We start from the raw sequence: 20358 nt of genomic DNA, 5'->3' as shown, positions 1-20358 counted from the left end.
CGCAAGCGTGATCATCCAGCCAACCAGCGTTGCCGCACTGACCTGGCTCGGTGCCGCCGCCGGCGCCAGCTCCGAAGGCTGGCGTATTGGCAGCGTGTTGTCGGCGCGCCCGCTGGGCGTGAACGAACAAGGGCTGCTGGTGTTGCAAGTCGGCGCGATCACGGTCGAAACCGAAGCGCCGGGCACCAAGCTGCCACCGCAATTCCAGGTTCGCGTGCTGAGTGTCGGCGCGCAGCCGCAGTTGGAAATTCTCGGCGCGGATTCGCAACTCGATACGACGGTTCATCAGGCGCTACGAGCGCGCTTGCCGCAGCAGAACGGCTACGCGCCGTTGCTCGCCACGGTGGGCGCGCTGTCGCAGTGGTCGGTCGCGAAGCAGTTGCCGCCGTATCTGCGTTCGGCGCTGGCGTTGCTGGAGCACAGCATGAGCACACCGCGCGAATTGACGACGGGAGAAGGGTTGCGTCAGGCGGTGAATCGCAGCGGTCTGTTTCTCGAAGCGCAACTTGCGCATGCGCCGGCGAGCGACGCCAATACCGCGCACGACGATGTGAAAGGCGCGATGTTGCGTCTAGTGGCAATTCTCAAAGGTCAGGCCACGCTAGGCGAAAGCAGCGCGGACGAAGTGGATCCACCTTTGCTGTATCGGGGTGTCGTGCCGCAGGGTCGGTTGCCGTTGCCGCCGGATTTGCTCTCGACGAACGACGCGACGGAATTTCTGCCCCGTCTCTACACCGATGTGCAGGCCGCGTTGGCGCGTTTGGAAGTGGCGCAATTGCAGGCCAATCCGAATCACTGGATCGTCGAAATTCCGGTGCAGGACGACGAAGGCGCCGATGTACTGCAGTTGTCGCTCAAGCACGAGGAAGATGCGCAGCAGGATTGGACGATGGGCTTTTCGCTGGATTTGCCGTCGCTCGGCCCGATCGTCGGCGAGTTGCAGTTGCGAGGCTTGCGTTTATCGGTGCGATTGTGGGCGCAGCTTCGCGACACGGTTGATCTGCTGGAAGCGCAATTCGACCATGTGCGAAAACGTCTCGACGCCACCGGATTGTTTCTGGATCAGCTCACCTGCCAGTTCGGTTTGCCGCAGGCCGGCAATAGCATGAGCGCCGTCTTTTTGAAGGCCACTGTATGAGTACGCCGCTCCCCGCGCCGCAACGCAAAGTCGTGCTTCGCTTGCCCGGCGGCGATGGCTCGCAAGCCTCATCGGGTCGTACGGCGCGCGATGTCGAAAATCTGTTTCGTCACGCGCAAGCGCTTGGTTTGCCGCTGCATCACGATCCGCAGATCGCGGCGTTGCTGATCTCGCTACGCATGAGCGCGGATGTGCCGCCGCAGTTGTACGCCGCCGCTGCGGCGGTGTTGGCGACTATCTACGAAGCATCACGCGATAACTCCCTCTCCCCGTAGGGGAGAGGGCTGGGGTGAGGGGCTGGTCTTGCGGGGGACTCTGTTTGAACAATGGGTATATAAAGTTCAACGCCAGTGTGTCCCCTCACCTCGATCCTCTCCCCGGAGGGGAGAGGAAGAAAAGCGTCAGGCGCGTTTGGCGTACAAACGCAGCACCAGCTCCGCTTCGTGTCGCGACAAACCGCAACGCGACATCAGTTGTTCCGCATCGCCACCTTCGCGCGCTAGCTGCTGCGCCAATTCGTAATCGTTAGCGGGCGATTGGCGAGCGGCTGCGCGCAGCGCGCCCATCTGCGTGGCCGGCACTTCGACCGAACGGCGCGGCGCAACCACATCCGAAGCAGGCGTCGAACGTCCTTCCAACGCGCTCAAGCGATGATCGATCTTGTTTAGCGCGTTGACGATCAGCAGCTCGGGAACGCCACCGGTATCACCGCGTTTTACGCCTTTCAACTGACGCATCTGATACATCAGCAACGCAATCGCAACGGTCTGAAGTACAAGCGCTGCGATTACCGCAAGATCACGCCACATCTTTCAACTCCTTATGAAGGCGGCACAACGTAGGTACGTCGAGCAGCGCGACAAAGCCGCCATGCCAGCCCATCACCACTTGCACGGGATCGTCCACACGCCCGGAGCGCGCCGGTGGCAGTTGGATGGCGTCCGCCTTCGGCTGCAGCAAATCGCCCACTGCATCCACGCGCAAACCGACGCGATGCGATTCGTGCGTGCACACCACAATGCGCACGGTCGACGGATCGCCCGGCTCGCTATGACTCAAGCCGAGACGACGACGACCATCCATCACCGGCACGATATTGCCGCGCAAATGGCAGATGCCGAGCAGATCGTCCGCCGCGCCGGGCACGGGCGTTGGCGATGCATCGCGAATGACTTCGCTGACGCGGCTTAAGAGCACGGCGTAATGTTGGCCGTCCAATTGAAAAGACAACCAAGGTTCGCGTGCAAGCGCTTCGATATTGGGAACAAGGCTCATGCGCAGCGGTTATCCCTTGGTATCCGGTGTATTCGTATGTGTCGATGCGTCGCTTGGCGTGGTCACCAGACTCGCCACCGGTGTGATCACTGACGGCGTGGGAAGCGTTGGCGCCAACGATGGCGTGATCGATGGCGGCGGCGGGTCCGTTTTCGCAGGTTGTGCGGCGGCGACCGATGCGGGCGACGGCACGTTTTCCTGATCCTGCGTCGCGCCATCGTTCGCGTCGGCGGTCTGATTGACCTGGTCGCTATTCGTGTAGAAGCGGCGCGGCGCAGCTTTGTCGCTCAACACCACCACCAGCACGCGGCGGTTGCGGTTGCGGCCGTCTACGCTCGTGTTGTCGGCGGCGGGACGATATTGGCCCCAGCCGACAATGCCTAAACGCTCCGGGTCGACGCCATGTTCGGCGAACAACCGCGCCACGCTCGCAGCGCGCGCCGCGGAGAGTTCCCAGTTGGACGGATAAACCGTCGTATTGATCGGCATATCGTCCGTGTAGCCTTCCACACGCAGCGGATTGGCGAACGGCGCAAGAATGCTACCGAGACTGGTCAACACATCGTTGGCCGACGGCGACAACGTCGCAACGCCGCTGGGAAACAGAATGTCCGTGCGGATTTCGATTTCCAGCCAGTTCGGCGTGCGGCGCACGGCGACAAGGTTCTTGTCGATCAGCGGCTGCAGCGCGTGTTCCACCTGACTGCGGATGCGGTCGAGATTTTCCTGCTCGTCGCTGATCTTCGTTTTGTCTTTGTCGGATTGCGTGTCCGGCGTCGTCGCCGGCGTCGGGATATGTTGCGTCAGCACGGGCAACAGAATTTGCGCAAGCGGCGTGCGCGGAATCGGCGCTGGCTTGTTGGTCGGCACCGGTATGCTCGATTGCGGCGCATTCGGCGTCACCGGCTGAATCACCGAGCGCGAACCGTTGAACGCCGACGAGATCGCCTGCGCCAAGGCGCGGTATTTGGTGGTGTTGACGCTGGACATCGCGTACAGCACCACGAACAACGCCAACAACAGCGTGAGCAAATCCGCGTAGGGAATCACCCAGGCTTCGTGATTGGGATGGTCTTCGTGTTTGTGTTTGCGGCGGCGACTCATACGAGATAGCCCTGCAACTTGCTTTCGATCTGGCGCGGATTGTCGCCCTCGGCAATCGAAATCAAACCTTCGATCAAAATCTCGCGCACTTGCGTCTGTTTGGTGATCAGCGATTTCAAGCGCGCGCCGATCGGCAGCAACAGCAAGTTGGCGAGACTGATGCCGTAGATAGTGGCGACGAACGCCGCGGCGATACCGTGGCCGAGCTTGGCCGGATCGGTAAGATCGCGCATCACCGCCATCAGACCGAGCACGGCGCCGATGATGCCCATGGTCGGCGAATAGATGCCGCCTTGCTCATACACCTTGGCGGCGTGCAGGTCGGCTTGCTCGCGCGTCTCCACTTCCAGTTCGAGCACGCTGCGAATCGCTTCGGGCTCGCTGCCGTCGACCAGCAGCTGCAAACCTTTCTTCACCAGCGGATCGTCTTCGGCGTCGATATGCGGTTCGAGACCCAGCAAACCCTGGCGACGCGAGATTTCGCTCCAGCCGATCACGCGGCTGATCAAATTGGCAGGCTGCAATTGCGGCGGCTTGTACACCATGCCCAACATGCCGATCGCGCGCTTGAGCACCTTGCCTTGCGTATGCAGCAGCAACGCAGAGATCGTGCCGATAAACACGATCACAAAAGCCGCCGGATTCCACAGCGCGGAAACGTCTGTGCCTTTGAGAATCGCGCCGACGATCAGCACGACGAAAGCTAGGATGGTGCCGGCGATGCTTATGACGTCCATGTCGACGCCTCGCAAATAACCTCGCACTCGTCGCCCCGGCGCACGCCGGGGCCCAGCGTCTTTGCTGGAACGAAGTCACTGGGCCCCGGCGTGCGCCGGGGCGACGGGTGAACGGTGTCGTTGAGTGGTTTCATCAGGCCGACACCTTTAACGAAGGAAGAAGACGCCCGTCGTCTTGCGACAACGCAGCGAGATCCAACACCAACGCAAGACGCCCGTCACCCGTCACCGTCGCGCCAGCAACGCCAGGCACGCCTTCGAACAACGGACCGAGCGGCTTCACCATCACGTCTTCGCGGCCGATCACTTCATGCACCAGGCAACCCAGATGCATATGGCCGACATGCAACACCACCACGTTGCGTCCGCCTGCGCCGTGCACGCCCGCCCAATCGGCGAGATCGCCCAGCACCAGCGCGCGACCGCGATGCGCGGCGACGCGACGGCCGTCGAGCATGTGATCGTGCTGCGGATTCAACTCGAATACTTCGCTCACGTTGCTGAGCGGCAGTGCGAACAAGCGATCGCCGACGCGCACCATCAACACGCGCAAGATCGCGAGCGTCAGCGGCACGGTGAGTTCCAATGTGCTGCCGTGACCCAGGCGCGACTGCACCTGCAGCGTGCCACCCAGTTCGGCGACGCGCGTTTTCACCACGTCCATGCCGACGCCGCGTCCGGAAATATCGGAAATCGTGGCGGCGGTGCTGAAGCCCGGACGGAAGATCAATTCGTAGCATTCGACTTCCGACAAGCGCGCCGCTTGTGTTTCGTCGATGACGCCCTTCTCCACCGCTTTGCGACGCAGCACTTCCGGATCCATGCCGCGACCGTCGTCGCTGACGGAGATCACGATGCGCTCGCCGCGCTGACTGGCCGACAGTTTGACTTTGCCTTTCGGCGACTTGCCTGCGCGTGCGCGACCGGCCGGATCTTCCAGACCATGGTCGACGGCGTTGCGCAACAAGTGAATCAGCGGATCGGCCAGCGCTTCGACCAGGCTGCGATCGAGATCGGTATCTTCGCCTTCGGTGACCAGCTCGATGTCTTTGCCTAGCTGACGCGCGAGATCGCGCACGATGCGCGGAAAACGCTGAAACAAACGACCGACCGGCTGCATGCGCATGCCGAGCACGGCGGTTTGCAGATCGTCGGATACGCGATCCAGATCGCCCGCCATGGTCGCCAACATTTCATTGTCGCTGCGCGTGGCCAAACTCAACAAGCGATTACGCAGCAGCACCAATTCGCCGGCGCGACTGACCAAGGTATCCAGACGCGCGGTATCCACGCGCACGGTATTTTCGGCGGGCGCTTTGGCCGGCGCGGCGGTACGCGCTGCGGGAGCGGGAATAGGAGCCGGCGCAGGTGCGGGCGCCGCCGCAACCGTTTGACCTGGCGCCGCACCCTTGCCGTGCAAATTGTCCAGCAACGATTCGAATTCGTCGTCGCTGATTTCTTTCTTCTCGTCGACGACCGGCTTTTCGGAGCCGGGCGCGGCGCCTTGGCCGTGCAAAGCATCGAGCAAGCTTTCGAATTCGTCGTCGTTGATTTCATTGGAGGCGTGATTGGTCGCGCCGGGCGCGCCGCCTTCGCCGTAGAGCGTATCGAGCAGCGCTTCGAATTCCGCCTCGATCGGATCGGCCGAGCGTGCGGGTTTCGCCGATGCGTTCGCCGCAGGCGCGTTGTCCGCCACTGGCTGCAAACGTGCGAGCAAACTCGCGGGCGGCTGCGCCATCGCATCGCCGCTCGTCAACGCCGCCATCATCACGTTGAGCAGATCCAGCGATTCGAGCAGCGCATCCATATGCGCCGAGTTCAGCACCAGCTTCGCGTTGCGCGCGTCGTTGAGCAGTTCTTCGGCGCAATGGCACAACTGCACCATCGGATCGATGCCGAGAAAGCCGGCGCCGCCTTTCACTGTATGAAAGACGCGAAACACCGCATTGAGCAATTCGCGATCGTGCGGCGAGGCTTCCAGCTCCACGAGCTGTTCGCCCAGCCGTTGCACCAATTCTCCGGCTTCCACCAGAAAATCGTCGCGCAGCTCGCTGTCCAGGTTCGCATCCATCAACGTCTGTATCCGCAGGTTACGATCAAAAACCGAATTCGCTCAGCAGACGATCCACTTCGTCCTGGTCGTGAACTTTGGCGACTTCCATCGGCGCTTCGCGACCGGCCAGCGCACCGGTGAGGCGCACCAGTTCCAGCAGCGACGATTCCACGCTTTCGATAAAGGTCACCACTTTCTTGACGCGCTGACCGGCGAGATCCTGCCAGGACTGCACCAGCACCATGTCGTTGAGGCCTTCGCTGCACGCGCTGGCGAACACCTGCGCCTGACGCGCCAGCACGGCGGCCGGGTCGGTCTCGCTGTTGTTGAAATCCAGCACCGCAACGGCGTTCTGCGAAAGCGCTTCGGCTTCCGGGCGAATGCGGTCGACGAAATCCAGGCTGCGATGCGCGGCCTGCGAACTCATCTCCAACACTTCGGCCAGATGCTTGCGCGCATTGATCATGCTGTCGGGCATGCCTTCGTTGGCGAGATCGGCGCCAAGACGGCTCATCGCGCCGTGCAGGTCGCGCGCCAGCACGCCGAGCGCGCGGAACAAATGCTGCTCGCGTTGACGCACCATCGTGTCGAGCGCTTGCTCGAACGCGGCGCCGTCTTTGCTGTTGAGCAGGTCGATGACTTCAGGCGGTAGCGCTTCGGCTGCGACGGGTTTGGCAATAGCGTTCATGCGGAAGCTCCACGGGCGGCCAGGCGCTCGAAGATTTTGTCGAGCTTTTCTTTGAGCGTCACAGCGGTGAACGGCTTGACGATGTAGCCGTTCACGCCGGCCTGCGCCGCGGCGATGATCTGCTCGCGATTGTTTTCGGCCGTCACCATCAGCACCGGCATGCCTTTGAGCTTGGGCTCGGCGCGAATCGCCTGCAGCAATTCGATGCCGGTCATGTTGGGCATGTTCCAGTCCGTCACGACCATGTCGAAACTGTTCGCCTTCAACATCGTCAACGCGTTGTTGCCGTCGTCGGCTTCCTGGATCAGCGGATTGCTGAAACCGAGCTCGACGAGCAGGTTGCGGACGATGCGTCGCATGGTGGAGAAATCGTCTACCACCAAAATTTTCATGTTCTTGTCCAAACACGTTCTCCAGATGCTTGAAACGGGGAAGGGATTCGAGAAACGAGTGAGGCGCGAAACGTGGGTGGTTTTCTTCCCTCGGAAGAAGGTTCCGCATGGGTCGGGTCGGTGAAGCCAGGACGCGCTTCGTTGACCTTGGTTCCCCTGCGAACCCTCTTCCGAAGGAAGGGGTTTGCACGCATCGATGCGCCGGTTGCCTTGGGTGTCGCTAATTGCTGAAACTCGTTGCCTGCTCCTTCGCTCGTACGTTGTTGCTAGCCGCGCCAATCGCCCATGCGCGCGCGCAGCCTTACCAAAGCCTGGCCGTGGATCTGGCAGACGCGAGATTCCGTCACGCCCAGCACCATGCCGATTTCTTTCAGGTTCAATTCCTGTTCGTAATACAGGGACATCACCAGTTGTTCGCGCTTGGGCAACGTGCTGATCGCTTCGGCCAGCGCTTCGCTCATGTTGTTCTGCTCGAAGCTGTCTTGCGGCCCCAAGCTGTCGTGATCCACCACATCCAACGCGCTGCCTTCGCCGCCTTCGCCGTCGTCCGGCGCCGTAAGGCTGAGCAGTCGCGCGCTGGTCGCGTCGGACATCACCTGGTGATATTCCTCGGCGGTCATGCCGAGACGTTTCATCACTTCGGCGGTTTCCGCATCCGCGCCCGTTTCGTTTTCGATCTGCCGCACCACTTCGGCGACCTCGCGCACCTTGCGGTGCACGGAGCGCGGCGTCCAATCGGTGCGTCGGAGTTCGTCCAGCATCGCGCCACGAATGCGGATGCCCGCATACGTTTCGAAGCTGGCCGCGCGATCCGTCGTAAAGTTTCGCGCCGCCTCCAGCAAGCCGATCATGCCCGCCTGCATCAGGTCTCCTACGTCAACGCTCGGAGGCAAGCGACCCATCAGGTGGTAAGCGATGCGGCGCACGAGCGGCGCATGCTTGCGTACTAATTGGTCTGCATCTTCGCGTTGCAGCTGCAGATATTCCGAAGCCACATTCATGTCACCACCCCGCAGCCGGCACGCTCTGGCCGCTGAAAAAGGCAATCCGTCCGAGATCCGGGCACGAGGGTTTACCCCATGTATCGACCGCACCCGCCAATTGCTTGAATCCGACCGCCGCGCGGCTGGATGGCCACAGATCGACCACCGCGCCCTGGCGCCGGATCGCCTGCCGCAGCCATTCGTCGTGCGGCACCATGCCCATGTAGTCGAGCGCCACGTCGAGGAACCGGCCGCATACACGCGCCAGTTTTTCAAAAAGTTTTTTCGCGTCGCCCGCCTGGCGAACCATGTTGGCGACAATATGGAAGCGCCGCACGTCGAAGTCGTGGGCAAGAATTTTGATCAAGGCGTAAGCATCGGTGAGCGACGCAAGCTCGTCGCACACCACGATCACTACGTCGTCGGCCGCGGCGGCGAACATCGCCACGTTGTCGGAGACGCCCGCTGCGGTATCCACCACCAGAAACTCCGGTGGCTGGATCAGTTCGTCGAACGCGCGGATCACCGCCGCGTGCTCGCCGTTGCCCATCTTCGCCAAGCGGCGAATGCCCGAACCGCCCGGCACCACTTTCAGACCGTGCTGCGCCGGCATGATCAGATCCTGCAGCGCGCACTTCCCGTCCAGCAGATGCCCCACGTGGCGCGCAGGGCTCAAGCCCAGGTGCACGTCTACGTTGGCGACGCCCATGTCGGCGTCGAGCAACATCACGTCGCGCCCGGCCATCGCCATCGCCATCGCAAGATTCACCGCGACCGTGGTTTTGCCGACACCGCCCTTACCGCCTGCTACCGCGATCGTGCGCGTGATGCGCGTACGCGGAACGATCGGCCGTAAGCTTGCCGCCTGATGGAGCGCATCGGTTTCTTCCCGATGCACGCGGGCGGTCGAAAACAGATTGTGCAAGCCTGCTGCCTGGTTCACTTGCAGTGCCTCGTTCGTACCAAAAGTCATTGAGCCTGTCCCATATTTCTGCGTAGTTCGCATGGGGTCTGAGCGGTCGTCAGGTGGTGACGCGTGGCGCAGCGCCAGACTGGCCGTCTGGTCAAGCCGCGCGTTGCCGCCTGGCGGCCGCTCAGGCACCGTGCGGACAACGAAGGGGTATGGGACAGACTCATAATCCTGCCACCGCCAGGCCGAAGCGATCGGCCATGTCGAGGTCCTCACCCGCCGGACCCAGCCGGCGTTGCTGCTGCGCGGCGCGGCACACAAGCACGCGCGCATCGGCAGCACTGATATCTTCGGGAACGCGCTGACCGTCGGTGGTGCAATCCAGCGGAATGCGGTGACGGATCAGCACCGACAACAAGCCGCCGAGACTGGGCGCTTCGTCGAGCTTGGTCGCGATGCACGCGCTCGGTTGCAGCGGCAGATACGCGCGCACCGATTCGTCCAGCGCGGTGGACTGCGCATTCGCCGCCAGCACCAGGCAGGCACGCAATTGCGTGGCGCCTTGCGCGGCGGCGTCGCGCAGCACATCCATCTGTTGTTGCAGGCGTGCATCGTTGCCGGACACGCCAGCGGTATCGACCAGCACCGTGTGGTGATCGCGCAGCAGATGCAGCGTTTGCGCAAGACCTGCGGCGTCGTATGCGGGATACACGCGCACGCCGAGCAGGCGACCGTAATGTTCGAGCTGTGCGGCAGCGCCGATGCGGTAATGATCGGTGCTCACCAGCGCGACCTTCGCCGGACCGTGATGCATCACCGCGCACGCGGCGAGCTTGGCGATTGTGGTGGTTTTGCCCACGCCCGTGGGACCAACCAGCGCCGTGACGCCGCACACGTCGGCCAGACCGCGGCCGCTGACTTTCAAGCTGCGGCTGAGCAAACCCAGCGGCAGATAACGCGCCTGGTCGACGTTGATGTCTTCCGGCAATTCATCGATGAGCTGACGCGAGACGTCGGTATCGATACCCAGACGCGACATATCGCGCAACACGCGGGCGCGCATCGGACTGCGGCGCTCCATATCGTTCCACGCGAGACTCGACAACTGCTGTTCGAGCAGCTGGCGCAGGCCGCCGAGTTCGTTGCGCATGCGCGCGGTTTCCAGCGCGTTCTGCTCCAGCATCGGCTGCAGCGCAGCGATTTCGTTGGACGGCAGCGGCAACGGAGGAGGAGGCGGCGGCGTGGCTGCGCGTGTTTCTTTCGCGACGGTTTTGACGACTTCTTTCGGCGTTTCTTTGACGATCTCTTTCACGCGCTCTTTCGGCGCGTCTTTCGCGACTTCTTTCACCGGCGGCTTGGCCGCTTCCGGCGTCGGCGCGTTGATGCGCGCAGCTTCGCGCATCAGCGCTTCGTCGTAGTCGACGGCGGCGATGATCTCGATGCCTTCCTCAAGACGGCGCGTGGAAAGGATCACCGCATCGGCGCCCTGCTCCGCGCGCACGTCGCGCATGGCCTGGCGCATATCGGAAGCCAGGAACCGTTTGATCTTCATGGTGCATTCCTCACTTTTACTTCCTCTCCCCTCTGGGGAGAGGATTGCGGTGAGGGGCCGGTCTTGCCGAGATGTTCGTTCGAAGCACGCTTCGATTGCGGCTCAACGCCAGGTTGACCCCTCACCCCAGCCCTCTCCCCGGAGGGGAGAGGGAGTAGCGTGCGCATGCGGAACATCATCGTCGCCTACCTCACTCGTTCTTCGTTACTCAACGTCCGATCGCTTGCACCAAGCGCACGCGACGGTTGTCCGGTACTTCGTTGTAAGCCAGCACATGCAGGTTCTGGGCCACGTGGCGCGTGAAGCGAGAGAGCCACGGACGCAGTTGCGGTTGCACCAACATCACCGCCGGTTCGCCGCTCGCTTCCTGTCGCCGCGCCGCTTCTGCAACGCTTTGTTGCAGACGATCGGCGAGACCCGGTTCCACGGCGGCGCCTGCTGCACCACTGCTTGAAAGGGATCCGAGCAAGATCTGTTCCAACTCCGGAGCGAGCGTCAGCACGGGGATTTCCGTGCCCAAACCCGCGATTTCCTGGACGATCTGACGACCCAGCGCCACGCGCACATAGGCAGTAAGCGCGCCAGGATCCTGACTCTGGCTCGCGTGCTCCGCCAAAGACTCGACGATGCTGCGCATGTTGCGGATCGGCACCCGCTCGGCGAGCAGGTTTTGCAGCACTTTCACCACCACGCCCAGCGACAGGCGCTTGGGAACGAGGTCTTCCACCAGTTTCGGCGCGCCCTGGGCCAGACGATCCAGCAGTTGCTGCACGTCCTGGTGGCTGAGCAGTTCGTGCGCGTGGTTTTGCAGAATGTGCGACAGATGCGTAGCGATCACCGTCGCCGGATCGACCACCGTGTAGCCAAGCGCCTGCGCGTGGTCGCGTTGATTGTTTTCGATCCACACCGCTTCCAGCCCGAACGCAGGATCGCGCGTGGCGACGCCGTTCAAGGTGCCGTGCACGCGGCCCGGATTGATCGCCAGATGGCGCTCGCTGTAGACCTCCGCCTCGCCCATCGGCACGCCCATCAGCGAGATGCGATAGGTGTTGGGCCCCAGATCCAGGTTGTCGCGAATGTGTACGGCCGCGACCAGAAAACCCAGTTCCTGCGACAACTTGCGACGCACCGATTTGATGCGCGACATCAATTCGCCGCCCTGGTTTTTGTCGACCAGCGGAATCAGGCGATAGCCCACTTCCAGGCCGACCGGATCGACGCTGGCGACGTCTTCCCAGCCCAGCTCCAGGCGTTCGGTGGCTGCCGGCGTCGGCAATGCTTCGGTCGACGCTTTGGCGAGGCGTTCTTTGGCTTCCTGTTCACGGCGAATCATCAGCCACGCCGAGCCGCCGCACACGCAGGCCAGCATCAGAAACGCGATGTTCGGCATGCCGGGAATCAAGCCCATCACCGCCAGCACCACACCGGCAACCGCCAGTGCGCGCGGTTGGGCGAACACCTGCCCGACCATCTGCTTGCCCATGTCCTGCGACTTGGACACGCGCGTCACGATCACGGCGGTGGCGATCGACAGCATCAGCGACGGCACCTGCGCCACCAAACCGTCACCGATCGTCAACAAGGTGTACGTCCGCGCCGCTTCTCCGGCGCTCAGGCCGTGCTGCAGCATGCCGACGAAAAAGCCGCCGATGATATTGATGAACAAAATCAGGATGCCGGCCGTGGCGTCGCCGCGCACGAATTTCGACGCACCGTCCATCGAGCCGTAGAAGTCCGCTTCCTCGCGCACTTCCTGGCGACGCTCGCGCGCCTGCTCCTGCGTCAGTAGACCGGCGTTGAGATCGGCGTCGATCGCCATCTGCTTGCCGGGCATCGAATCCAAGGTGAAGCGCGCGGTCACTTCGGACACGCGCGTCGCGCCCTTGGTGATCACCACGAAGTTGATGATGGTCAAGATCGCGAACACCACCAAACCGACCGCGAAGTTGCCGCCGATCACGAATTCGCCGAACGCCTCGATCACCTTGCCGGCGGCGCCGGGGCCGTCGTGGCCGTGCAGCAAAACTACGCGCGTGGAAGCGATATTCAGCGCCAAACGCAGCAAAGTTCCCATCAACACCACGGTCGGGAACGCGGCAAATTCCAGCGGGCGCATCACGTAGACCACCGCCAGCAAAATCACCAGCGACAACGCGATGTTGAAGCTGAAGAGAATGTCCAGCACGAACGGCGGCAACGGCAGCATCAGCATCGCCAACATCGCAAGCATCACGATCGGCGCGCCTGCGCCGCGTCGACTGACTTGCTTGAAGGTATCCAGAACGCTTGCGGTTGCCATGCGTGTCGCCTTGATTTTTTACGGTGTGAATTACGGTTGGCGGTAACGGCCCTGCAATTCCGGATCGATATCCGGATGCGGAACGTCGGGAATGGGTCCGCCGCGCTCGGTCGCCTGCTTGAGCTGGTAGACGTAGGCAAGGATCTGCGCGACGGCTACGTAGAGCGCGGACGGAATTTCATGTCCCAGCTCCGTGGTTGCATACAAAGCGCGTGCCAACGGCGGCGCTTCGACCAAAGGCACGCGATGCGCCTCGGCGACCATGCGAATCTGCTGCGCCATGATGTCGACGCCCTTGGCAATCACGCGCGGCGCGCGCATGCGCGAGTCGTCGTAACGCAACGCCACGGCGAAATGCGTGGGGTTGACCACGATCACGTCGGCCTTGGGTACTTCCTGGATCATGCGGCGGCGAGCCAACTGATGCTGCATCTGGCGAATGCGACCTTTCAGATGCGGGTTGCCTTCCGATTCTTTGTGCTCGTCCTTCACTTCTTGCTTGGACATGCGATGCTTGCGTTCGAAATCGAAACGCTGCCACAGCGCGTCGATACCGCCGATCACCGCCAGGATCACCGAAAAAATCAGCGCCGCATGCGCCACCAGCGCCAACGCCTGCGCAATACCGCTATTGACCGCGCCGCGATCGGTCGCCATCACCGCAGCTTCGTCATGGCGCAACAACACCACCAGCGCCACCCCGATAAAAGCGACTTTCAACAGCGACTTGGCCAGCTCGATCAAGCCATTGAGCGAAAACAGTCGGCCGAATCCCGAGATCGGATCGAGCCGCTGAAAATTCGGCACCAGCGCTTCCGAGCTGAAATTGAGGCCGCCGATCGCCACCGTCGAACCGACGGCGGCGATCATCGTCGCCGCGAAAATCGGTAGCAGCAAACCGAGCATGTCGCCCATCGCCGCGTGCATCGCGCGCGACATCAGCGCATCGCTGAACAATGCATCGCGCGAATAAGCCATGCCCAGCGCATAGATGTGGCGCATATGCGCGAACATGCTGGAACTGTAAGACAGCAGAATGCTGGCGCCGGCTAACACGACCATCGCGCCGGAGAGATCGCGCGATCGGGGAACTTCGCCTTTTTCGCGCGCGTCCTGTAAGCGTTTTTCTGACGCTCGTTCGGTGCGATCTTCGTTTTCCGTATCGGCCATGGCTTACACCTGCGCCGAGATGCGTACCCTCCCCTGCTTGCAGGGGAGGCTTAGGGTGGGGTTGCATGCGCTTGCCGCAGATTTGAAGTTCAACGCGAGATTCGACTGACGCCAACCCAGCCCTCCCCTGCCAGCAGGGGAGGGAGTGGAGCGCGCGAGACAAGAGACTCGGGCATCCATCATCAGAGCCCCACCAAATGCCGCATCAAATCCCAACCAGCGCCTTGCAGCGCCGAATACGTGCTTTCCAATCCGCGCAGACCCAACCACAACGCGATAAAGCCCATGCAGATGCTGATCGGAAAACCCACCGCGAACAGATTCATCGACGGCGATGCGCGACTCGTCGCGGCGAAGCCGATGTTCACCAGCAATAACGCCGTCATCGCCGGCAACGCGACGCGCAACGCGCCAGAAAACAAATCGCCACCGGCCGACACGATCGCCCACATCGACTTTTCGTCGAGACCCGTCGCGCCGGGCGGCATGCTGCGAAAGCTGTCGGCCAGCAAGGAAATCACTTGCAGATGACCGTCCATCGCCAGAAACAGCAACGAGACCATCACCATGTAAAACTGTCCCAGCACCGGCACGCTGGTGTTGCTGGTGGGGCTGATCATTTCGGCGAAGCCTAGACCCATGCTTTGACCGATCAGAATGCCGCCGTACGACACCGCCTGAAAAACCAGTTGCAGCACGAAGCCGATGCTGCCGCCAATCAGCATCTGCGACACCATCGTCGCCACACCGCTCGCGCTCAACAGATCCATCTGTGTGGGCGCCAATGGCGACAACACCATCGTCAGCACCACGATGATCGCCACGCGCAGTCGCGCCGGCACCACCGTTGCGCCGAAGATCGGCGCGATCATGCAAAAGCCGCCCACGCGACCCAGTGCCCAGAGCATGCCGGACAACATATGGATCAGCGTGGACAGCTCGATCGTCACTTCACCGCATCCGGAAGGCCGACGATGATGTCGTGCGTAAACTGCATCAGCGTGTGCAACATCCATGGACCGACCAGCAAGCCGACGGCCGCCATCGCCAGCAGCTTGGGAATAAAGCTGAGCGTCATTTCATGAATTTGCGTCGCCGCTTGAATGACGCCGACCAGCAAACCGACCAGCAACGCCGTCAACAGCAGCGGCGCGGCGACCAGCATGCCGATGTAAAGCGCGTGCTGGCCAAAGTGGAGTACCCATTCCGGCGTCATGTGTAAAAGCTCCCCGCCAAGGTGCCGATCAGCAACGACCAGCCATCGACCATCACAAACAACATGATCTTGAACGGCAGCGAGATGATCGACGGCGACACCATCGCCATGCCCATCGACATCAATACGCTCGCCACCACCACGTCAATCACCAGAAACGGAATAAACAGCAGAAAACCCATCTGGAACGCGGTCTTCAATTCGCTGGTCATGAATGCCGGCATCGCGACGCGGAACGGCACGTCGTCCTTGCTCGCATACGGCTGTTCTTTGGCGAGATGCGTAAACAGCTGCAGATCAGAATCGCGCGTCTGATCCAACATGAAGTGCTTGAACGGCGCCGCGGCCGCGGGAATCGCGGCCTCAGCGGTGATCTGGTGATCCATGTACGGCTTTACGCCGTCCTGATACGCATGATTGAGCACCGGCGACATCACGAAGAACGTCAGGAACAGCGCGAGCCCCAACAAAACCTGATTGGGCGGCGTGGATTGCGTGGCGAGCGCCTGACGCAGAAAGCTCAGCACGATGATGATGCGCGTAAACGACGTCATCATCAGCAGCACAGCCGGCAGCATCGTCAGCACCGTCATCAGTGCGACCAGCTGCAGCGACAGACTCCAGTTCTGGCCACCGCCGGCGTTTTGCACGGTCATCACGGGGATGCCGGCCGATTGGGAAATCGGCGCGATAGGTGCGATGGGAGCAACGGCTGTTGATGCGGTCGTGGTAGTTGCCGCATGACTCGCGAACGAGGTCAGCGCCAATCCCAAGACCACAACGAGACAACACAAAAACCGCCATACACCGTCGCCCCGGCGCACGCCGGGGTCCAGCGACTTTGCGGCCGTAACGTCACTGGGCCCCGGCTTTCGCCGGGGCGACGAGGAATGAAGCAATGCGGCGAGAAACGTGCTCATGATTTACGCCCCACGCGACGCAACAACTCAGCAAAAGGCGGGAGCGGCGCAGACGCGGGCGTCACGTCCACCGGCGCTTCGCCTTCATAAACATGCAGCGCACGCACGCCACCGGCGCCAACCCCAACCAGCAAACGCTTGCCATCCGCCTCAATCAGCATCACGCGTTCGCGCGTGCTGATCGGCATGGTTTCGATGCAGCGCAAACGACGACCGCCAACGACCTGGCGCGACTGCAAACGGCGCGTCAGCCAACCCGCGGCGAAGATCAGCGCGACGATCGCGCCCAGACTCAACACGACGCGGATCAATTCCCCGGTCACGCTGATATCGGGCACGCTCGCCATCGGCGCGCGCGCCAAGATGTTGGAGACAATGCTCATCGCAGCTTGCGCACTCGTTCCGCGGGGCTGATCACGTCGGTCAGGCGAATGCCGAACTTTTCGTTGATCACCACCACTTCGCCGTGCGCGACCAGCGTGCCGTTGACGAACACGTCCAGCGGTTCGCCGGCTGCGCGATCGAGTTCGACGACCGAACCTTGGTTGAGCTGCAACAGATTGCGGATGCTGATGCGCGTGCGGCCGACTTCCATCGCCAGCGTCACGGGCACATCGAGAATCATGTCCAGGCTGACATCGGCCTTGTCGCCGCCGGCCTCGTTCAAGGTACCGAACTCAAGCGGTTGCTCGCCGTTTTTGGATGCGCCATGGAGGGCGTCGATGCTCTGGTTCATACGTTTTTGTCTTGAGTGAATTCGAGATTGGGAAGCGGCGCGCGACGTCCGGCCGCAGTTTTGTAACGTACGGCGTAACGGCCGTTGGATTGACCGTATTGCCCGCGAAAAATCGGAACGTCTTCGGCGAACACAGTGGTGATATCAGGCAGATTGACCGGGATCACATCGCCGATGCGCAGCCCGAGGAACTCGCCGATGCTGATATCGGTTTCCAGCAACAGCGAACTGACTTCGACTTCCGCATCCAGCACTTCATCGTGCAGGCAATGGATCCAGCGCTCGTCGCGCTCGCCCATGCGATCGCTCTGCACGCCGGCGTCGAGCATGGTGCGGATCGGCTCCACCATCGCGTACGGCAAGGTGAGATGCACTTCGCCGCCACCGCCGTCGAGCTCCACATGGAAGCGCGACACGACCACCGTTTCGGTCGGGCTGACGATGTTGGCGAACTGCGGATTGATTTCGGAGTTGATGAATTCGAATTGCACATGCATCGCAGGCGCCCACGCCTCGACCATCGAAATGAACACTTCGTTGAGCAAGATCTGGATCACGCGATTTTCGGTGGGCGTGAAATCGCGACCTTCGATGCGCGCGTGATAACGGCCGTCGCCGCCGAAGAAGTTGTCGATCACGCTGAACACCAGGCGCGGCTCCATCACGGCCAGCGCGGTGCCGCGCAGCGGCTTCACCTTGATCAGGTTCAGGTTGCTGGGCACGGCGAGGCCGTGCACGTATTCGCTGAACTTCTGCATCTTTACGCCCAGCACCGACACTTCGCAGGTCTTGCGCAGCACGCCGAACAGCTGCGTGCGGAAGAAGCGCGCGAAACGATCGTTGATCATTTCCAGCGTCGGCAGGCGACCGCGCACAATGCGGTCCTGCTGCGTGAAATCGAAATCCAGCACCGAACCCGGCGGAGGCGGCAGATCGCTTTCGGTTTCGATCTGGCCGTCGTCGACGCCGTTGAGCAGGGCGTCGATTTCTTCCTGGGAGAGCAAGTCGCTCATCGAACGGTCTCCGTTACTGCATCACGAAGCTGGTGAAATACAACGCGTCGACATCCGGCTTGCCGGTCTTGTCGGCCACGATCTTGCGCACGTCGTCCAACGCTTCCTGCTGCAACTTTTGCTTGCCGGCCACATTGCTCAGGCCCGCGTAGGTCTGGCTGCTGAACAACATCACCAGCGCATTGCGGATGACCGGATCGCTGTCTTTCATCGCCTGGACGGCGGCCGGATCGTGCGTCATCAAGGTCACGCCCACCTGCAGATAACGGGTGGAATCCTGGTCCTGGAAATTGACCACGAAAGCGGGATCCAGCGGCAGGAACAACTCCGGTGTTTTGGGTGCTTCCGCTTTCGCCGCCGCTTGCGCGCCGTGCGAACGCGTGAACATGAAACCGCCACCCGCGCCGAGCAGCACGATCGCGCCAATCACCATGATCAAGCCGCTGCGCTTCTTTTTGACGGGAGCGCCCGATGCTTCTTCGACAACCTCGTCGTTAGCCATGAAAAAATCCCAACTCCAGTGAAAGACATAAGGCCGCGCGTGCGACAACGCGGACTTTTCTACGGGAGTTTTAGCAAGCGGCGTGCCACACCCGAAAACCGCATAACGGCGGGCTTTGCGCGATATGTGACGACGCCCTGCGGCGTTTTATTGACGCGCGACGGGATGCAGTCGCGTGACACGCGTGGCGATTACGTCATGGGCACGACGCGCCGCGCGGGCAAAAAAAAGCTCCCCCATTGGGCAATGGAAGGAGCGAGGAGAGAGCTTGCGATGAAAGTAGTTGGCGTCAGGCGAACGCGTCGACCAGACCCACAGCCGCCTGGGTGATCGCAGCGACCGGCGACTCGGCCGTTTCTTCCGCGCCATCCGAACCCTGATACGAAGCTTGCTGTTGCTGCGACGCGCCGAACTGCTGCTGCGCGTGCTGACCGACGGTGGCGTGGCCGAGCGACAAACCCTGGCCGCTCAGCATCTGGTTGAGCTGACTCAATCCCTGCTGCACGGCGGCGGTCGCTGCGGGATGCTGCGTCATAAACGACACGTCCACGCGACCGTGCTCCACGCTCACTTTCACGTCGAGCGGGCCGAGATCCTGCGGGTTCAGGCGTATCTGCGCCTGCTTGATGTCTTGCCCGCTGAGCCAGGTAATTTGTTGTCCCAGTTCTTTCGCGAAACCGGACGAACCGACCTGCGCGTTCACGCCGAGATTGTGCGCGCCGCTTGCGTTCGTGCCGGTAGGCACGACGGGCGCGGTCGCCGTGAGATTGCCCAGCGCGGTCAGGCCGGCCGTGCTTTGCGAGGTGTTATCGGTGATGGCGGATGCCGCCGCCGCGAAGGTGTGCGTCGCCGCAACCATGCTGCCCGCCAACGCTTGCGTCACGTCATTCGCGCCTTGCGTCGCCGCCGTGGCGTCGGTCGAGGCTTGTGCCGTTGCCGCCGCATTCGCGTCGCCGCCATTGGCGCCGCTTGCGCTGAAATCGGGACCGGATAGCGAATCTTTCTGCAGCCCGGTCATGGCGCCAGCGAGGCCGTTGCCTGCCGTGCCATTGGAAGAAACGCCGCCGACGGCGTTGTTCGCATTGCCGTTTGCATTCGTTGTCGTTGTCGCGGCCGTGGCCGCAACCGGCAGCGGCACGGGAACGATGGGCGCGAGCGGCGCAATCGGCGTTGCGGCCGTGGCCGGCTGCTTCGTCGCTGGCGTCGTGGCTTTGGCGGTCGCGCCATTCGTCGATGCGCTGGCGTCGCCATGCGTGTCGCCGCTAGTCGCATGGTCGATCAGGCTCAAGACCGCGCTGGCGAGCGTGCCGACGCCAGGGAGACCGATGTCGATGCCGCTGTCGTCGCTCGTATCGTTGCTCGAAGCAGGCAATGTCGTATCCGTGCCCGGTTTGGCGGTGTCGCTGCTTGTGCCGGCGCTTGCCTGGGTGTTCGTTGTCTGGCTGTTGCTATCGTTTTGCTGCGCGTCGCCATTCTGCGATGCGCTCTGATCCGACGCGGCCTGCTGCTGGTGTTGCGCGTTCTGCAGATGCGACGTAAAGCTCGGGCCGTGCTGGTTGTGACTGCTCGGCGGCGGCGTGCTGCTCGCCTGCGTGGGCGGCGCGATCGGAAGTGCGGTTAGCGGGCTGGCGCTCATGCGCGAATACTCGATGATTTGGCTTGGATAGCAC

Annotated in this window: 22 protein-coding genes; 2 read left to right on the top strand and 20 right to left on the bottom strand. The window is 62.1% G+C overall.

Annotated features, from left to right (window positions below; translation table 11 throughout):
- Window positions 1-7: 7 nt before the first annotated feature.
- Window positions 8-1138, top strand: a complete 1131-nt coding sequence (locus tag L0U79_RS04590; protein WP_233840705.1) for a flagellar hook-length control protein FliK — start codon at window positions 8-10, stop codon at window positions 1136-1138.
- The gene (locus tag L0U79_RS04585; protein WP_233840704.1) at window positions 1135-1413 is read left to right on the top strand and encodes a flagellar biosynthesis protein; all 279 of its coding nucleotides are present in this window, start codon (window positions 1135-1137) and stop codon (window positions 1411-1413) included. The genes L0U79_RS04590 and L0U79_RS04585 overlap by 4 nt, the downstream gene beginning before the upstream one ends.
- Before the next feature lie 126 nt (window positions 1414-1539).
- Here the strand turns inward: L0U79_RS04585 and L0U79_RS04580 are convergent, their stop codons facing one another.
- From L0U79_RS04580 to L0U79_RS04485, 20 genes are all read right to left on the bottom strand, one after another.
- Window positions 1540-1947: a DUF2802 domain-containing protein gene (locus L0U79_RS04580; protein ID WP_233840703.1), complete on the bottom strand. Its 408-nt coding sequence runs from the start codon at window positions 1945-1947 to the stop codon at window positions 1540-1542.
- Window positions 1937-2413: a chemotaxis protein CheW gene (locus L0U79_RS04575; protein WP_233840702.1), complete on the bottom strand. Its 477-nt coding sequence runs from the start codon at window positions 2411-2413 to the stop codon at window positions 1937-1939. Before L0U79_RS04575 ends, L0U79_RS04580 begins: the two co-directional genes overlap by 11 nt.
- Before the next feature lie 9 nt (window positions 2414-2422).
- On the bottom strand, window positions 2423-3517 hold the full coding sequence (gene motD, locus L0U79_RS04570) for a flagellar motor protein MotD (protein WP_233840701.1): 1095 nt from the start codon (window positions 3515-3517) through the stop codon (window positions 2423-2425).
- Window positions 3514-4254: a flagellar motor protein gene (locus tag L0U79_RS04565; RefSeq protein WP_233840700.1), complete on the bottom strand. Its 741-nt coding sequence runs from the start codon at window positions 4252-4254 to the stop codon at window positions 3514-3516. Before L0U79_RS04565 ends, motD begins: the two co-directional genes overlap by 4 nt.
- A gap of 133 nt (window positions 4255-4387) precedes the next feature.
- On the bottom strand, window positions 4388-6325 hold the full coding sequence (locus L0U79_RS04560) for a chemotaxis protein CheA (protein WP_233840699.1): 1938 nt from the start codon (window positions 6323-6325) through the stop codon (window positions 4388-4390).
- A 25-nt stretch (window positions 6326-6350) separates the two neighbouring features.
- Window positions 6351-6995 carry a protein phosphatase CheZ gene (locus L0U79_RS04555; RefSeq protein WP_233840698.1) on the bottom strand — a complete coding sequence of 215 codons (645 nt, stop codon included), beginning with the start codon at window positions 6993-6995 and terminating at the stop codon, window positions 6351-6353.
- Window positions 6992-7399 carry a chemotaxis response regulator CheY gene (gene cheY, locus L0U79_RS04550; RefSeq protein ID WP_233840697.1) on the bottom strand — a complete coding sequence of 136 codons (408 nt, stop codon included), beginning with the start codon at window positions 7397-7399 and terminating at the stop codon, window positions 6992-6994. Before cheY ends, L0U79_RS04555 begins: the two co-directional genes overlap by 4 nt.
- A gap of 254 nt (window positions 7400-7653) precedes the next feature.
- Window positions 7654-8388, bottom strand: coding sequence for an RNA polymerase sigma factor FliA (locus L0U79_RS04545; protein WP_233840696.1), 735 nt, complete (start codon window positions 8386-8388; stop codon window positions 7654-7656).
- A gap of 1 nt (window position 8389) precedes the next feature.
- A complete protein-coding gene (locus tag L0U79_RS04540; protein WP_233840695.1) occupies window positions 8390-9343 on the bottom strand; it encodes a P-loop NTPase in 954 nt (317 codons plus the stop codon).
- A gap of 160 nt (window positions 9344-9503) precedes the next feature.
- Window positions 9504-10832 carry a flagellar biosynthesis protein FlhF gene (gene flhF, locus L0U79_RS04535; protein ID WP_233840694.1) on the bottom strand — a complete coding sequence of 443 codons (1329 nt, stop codon included), beginning with the start codon at window positions 10830-10832 and terminating at the stop codon, window positions 9504-9506.
- A gap of 208 nt (window positions 10833-11040) precedes the next feature.
- Window positions 11041-13131 (bottom strand): flagellar biosynthesis protein FlhA, encoded by a 2091-nt coding sequence (gene flhA, locus L0U79_RS04530; protein ID WP_233840693.1) that lies wholly within the window; start codon window positions 13129-13131, stop codon window positions 11041-11043.
- A 30-nt stretch (window positions 13132-13161) separates the two neighbouring features.
- Window positions 13162-14301 (bottom strand): flagellar biosynthesis protein FlhB, encoded by a 1140-nt coding sequence (flhB, locus tag L0U79_RS04525; protein ID WP_233840692.1) that lies wholly within the window; start codon window positions 14299-14301, stop codon window positions 13162-13164.
- Window positions 14302-14483: 182 nt separating this feature from the next.
- Window positions 14484-15251, bottom strand: a complete 768-nt coding sequence (gene fliR / locus L0U79_RS04520; RefSeq protein ID WP_233840691.1) for a flagellar biosynthetic protein FliR — start codon at window positions 15249-15251, stop codon at window positions 14484-14486.
- Window positions 15248-15517 carry a flagellar biosynthesis protein FliQ gene (fliQ, locus tag L0U79_RS04515; protein ID WP_233840690.1) on the bottom strand — a complete coding sequence of 90 codons (270 nt, stop codon included), beginning with the start codon at window positions 15515-15517 and terminating at the stop codon, window positions 15248-15250. The genes fliR and fliQ overlap by 4 nt, the downstream gene beginning before the upstream one ends.
- Complete coding sequence (fliP, locus tag L0U79_RS04510; protein WP_233840689.1) at window positions 15514-16437, bottom strand: flagellar type III secretion system pore protein FliP; 924 nt, start codon at window positions 16435-16437, stop codon at window positions 15514-15516. Before fliP ends, fliQ begins: the two co-directional genes overlap by 4 nt.
- Window positions 16434-16820: a flagellar biosynthetic protein FliO gene (gene fliO, locus L0U79_RS04505; RefSeq protein WP_233840688.1), complete on the bottom strand. Its 387-nt coding sequence runs from the start codon at window positions 16818-16820 to the stop codon at window positions 16434-16436. Before fliO ends, fliP begins: the two co-directional genes overlap by 4 nt.
- Window positions 16817-17173: a flagellar motor switch protein FliN gene (gene fliN, locus L0U79_RS04500; RefSeq protein WP_233840687.1), complete on the bottom strand. Its 357-nt coding sequence runs from the start codon at window positions 17171-17173 to the stop codon at window positions 16817-16819. Before fliN ends, fliO begins: the two co-directional genes overlap by 4 nt.
- Window positions 17170-18186 carry a flagellar motor switch protein FliM gene (gene fliM, locus L0U79_RS04495; RefSeq protein WP_233840686.1) on the bottom strand — a complete coding sequence of 339 codons (1017 nt, stop codon included), beginning with the start codon at window positions 18184-18186 and terminating at the stop codon, window positions 17170-17172. Before fliM ends, fliN begins: the two co-directional genes overlap by 4 nt.
- Before the next feature lie 13 nt (window positions 18187-18199).
- Window positions 18200-18688 carry a flagellar basal body-associated FliL family protein gene (locus L0U79_RS04490; RefSeq protein ID WP_233840685.1) on the bottom strand — a complete coding sequence of 163 codons (489 nt, stop codon included), beginning with the start codon at window positions 18686-18688 and terminating at the stop codon, window positions 18200-18202.
- Window positions 18689-18977: 289 nt separating this feature from the next.
- Window positions 18978-20324 (bottom strand): flagellar hook-length control protein FliK, encoded by a 1347-nt coding sequence (locus L0U79_RS04485; RefSeq protein ID WP_233840684.1) that lies wholly within the window; start codon window positions 20322-20324, stop codon window positions 18978-18980.
- Window positions 20325-20358 lie beyond the last annotated feature (34 nt).

This window comes from Dyella sp. 2HG41-7 (genome assembly GCF_021390675.1).
Classification (GTDB): Bacteria; Pseudomonadota; Gammaproteobacteria; order Xanthomonadales; family Rhodanobacteraceae; genus Dyella_B.
This window is presented reverse-complemented; position numbering and strand designations above follow the sequence as displayed.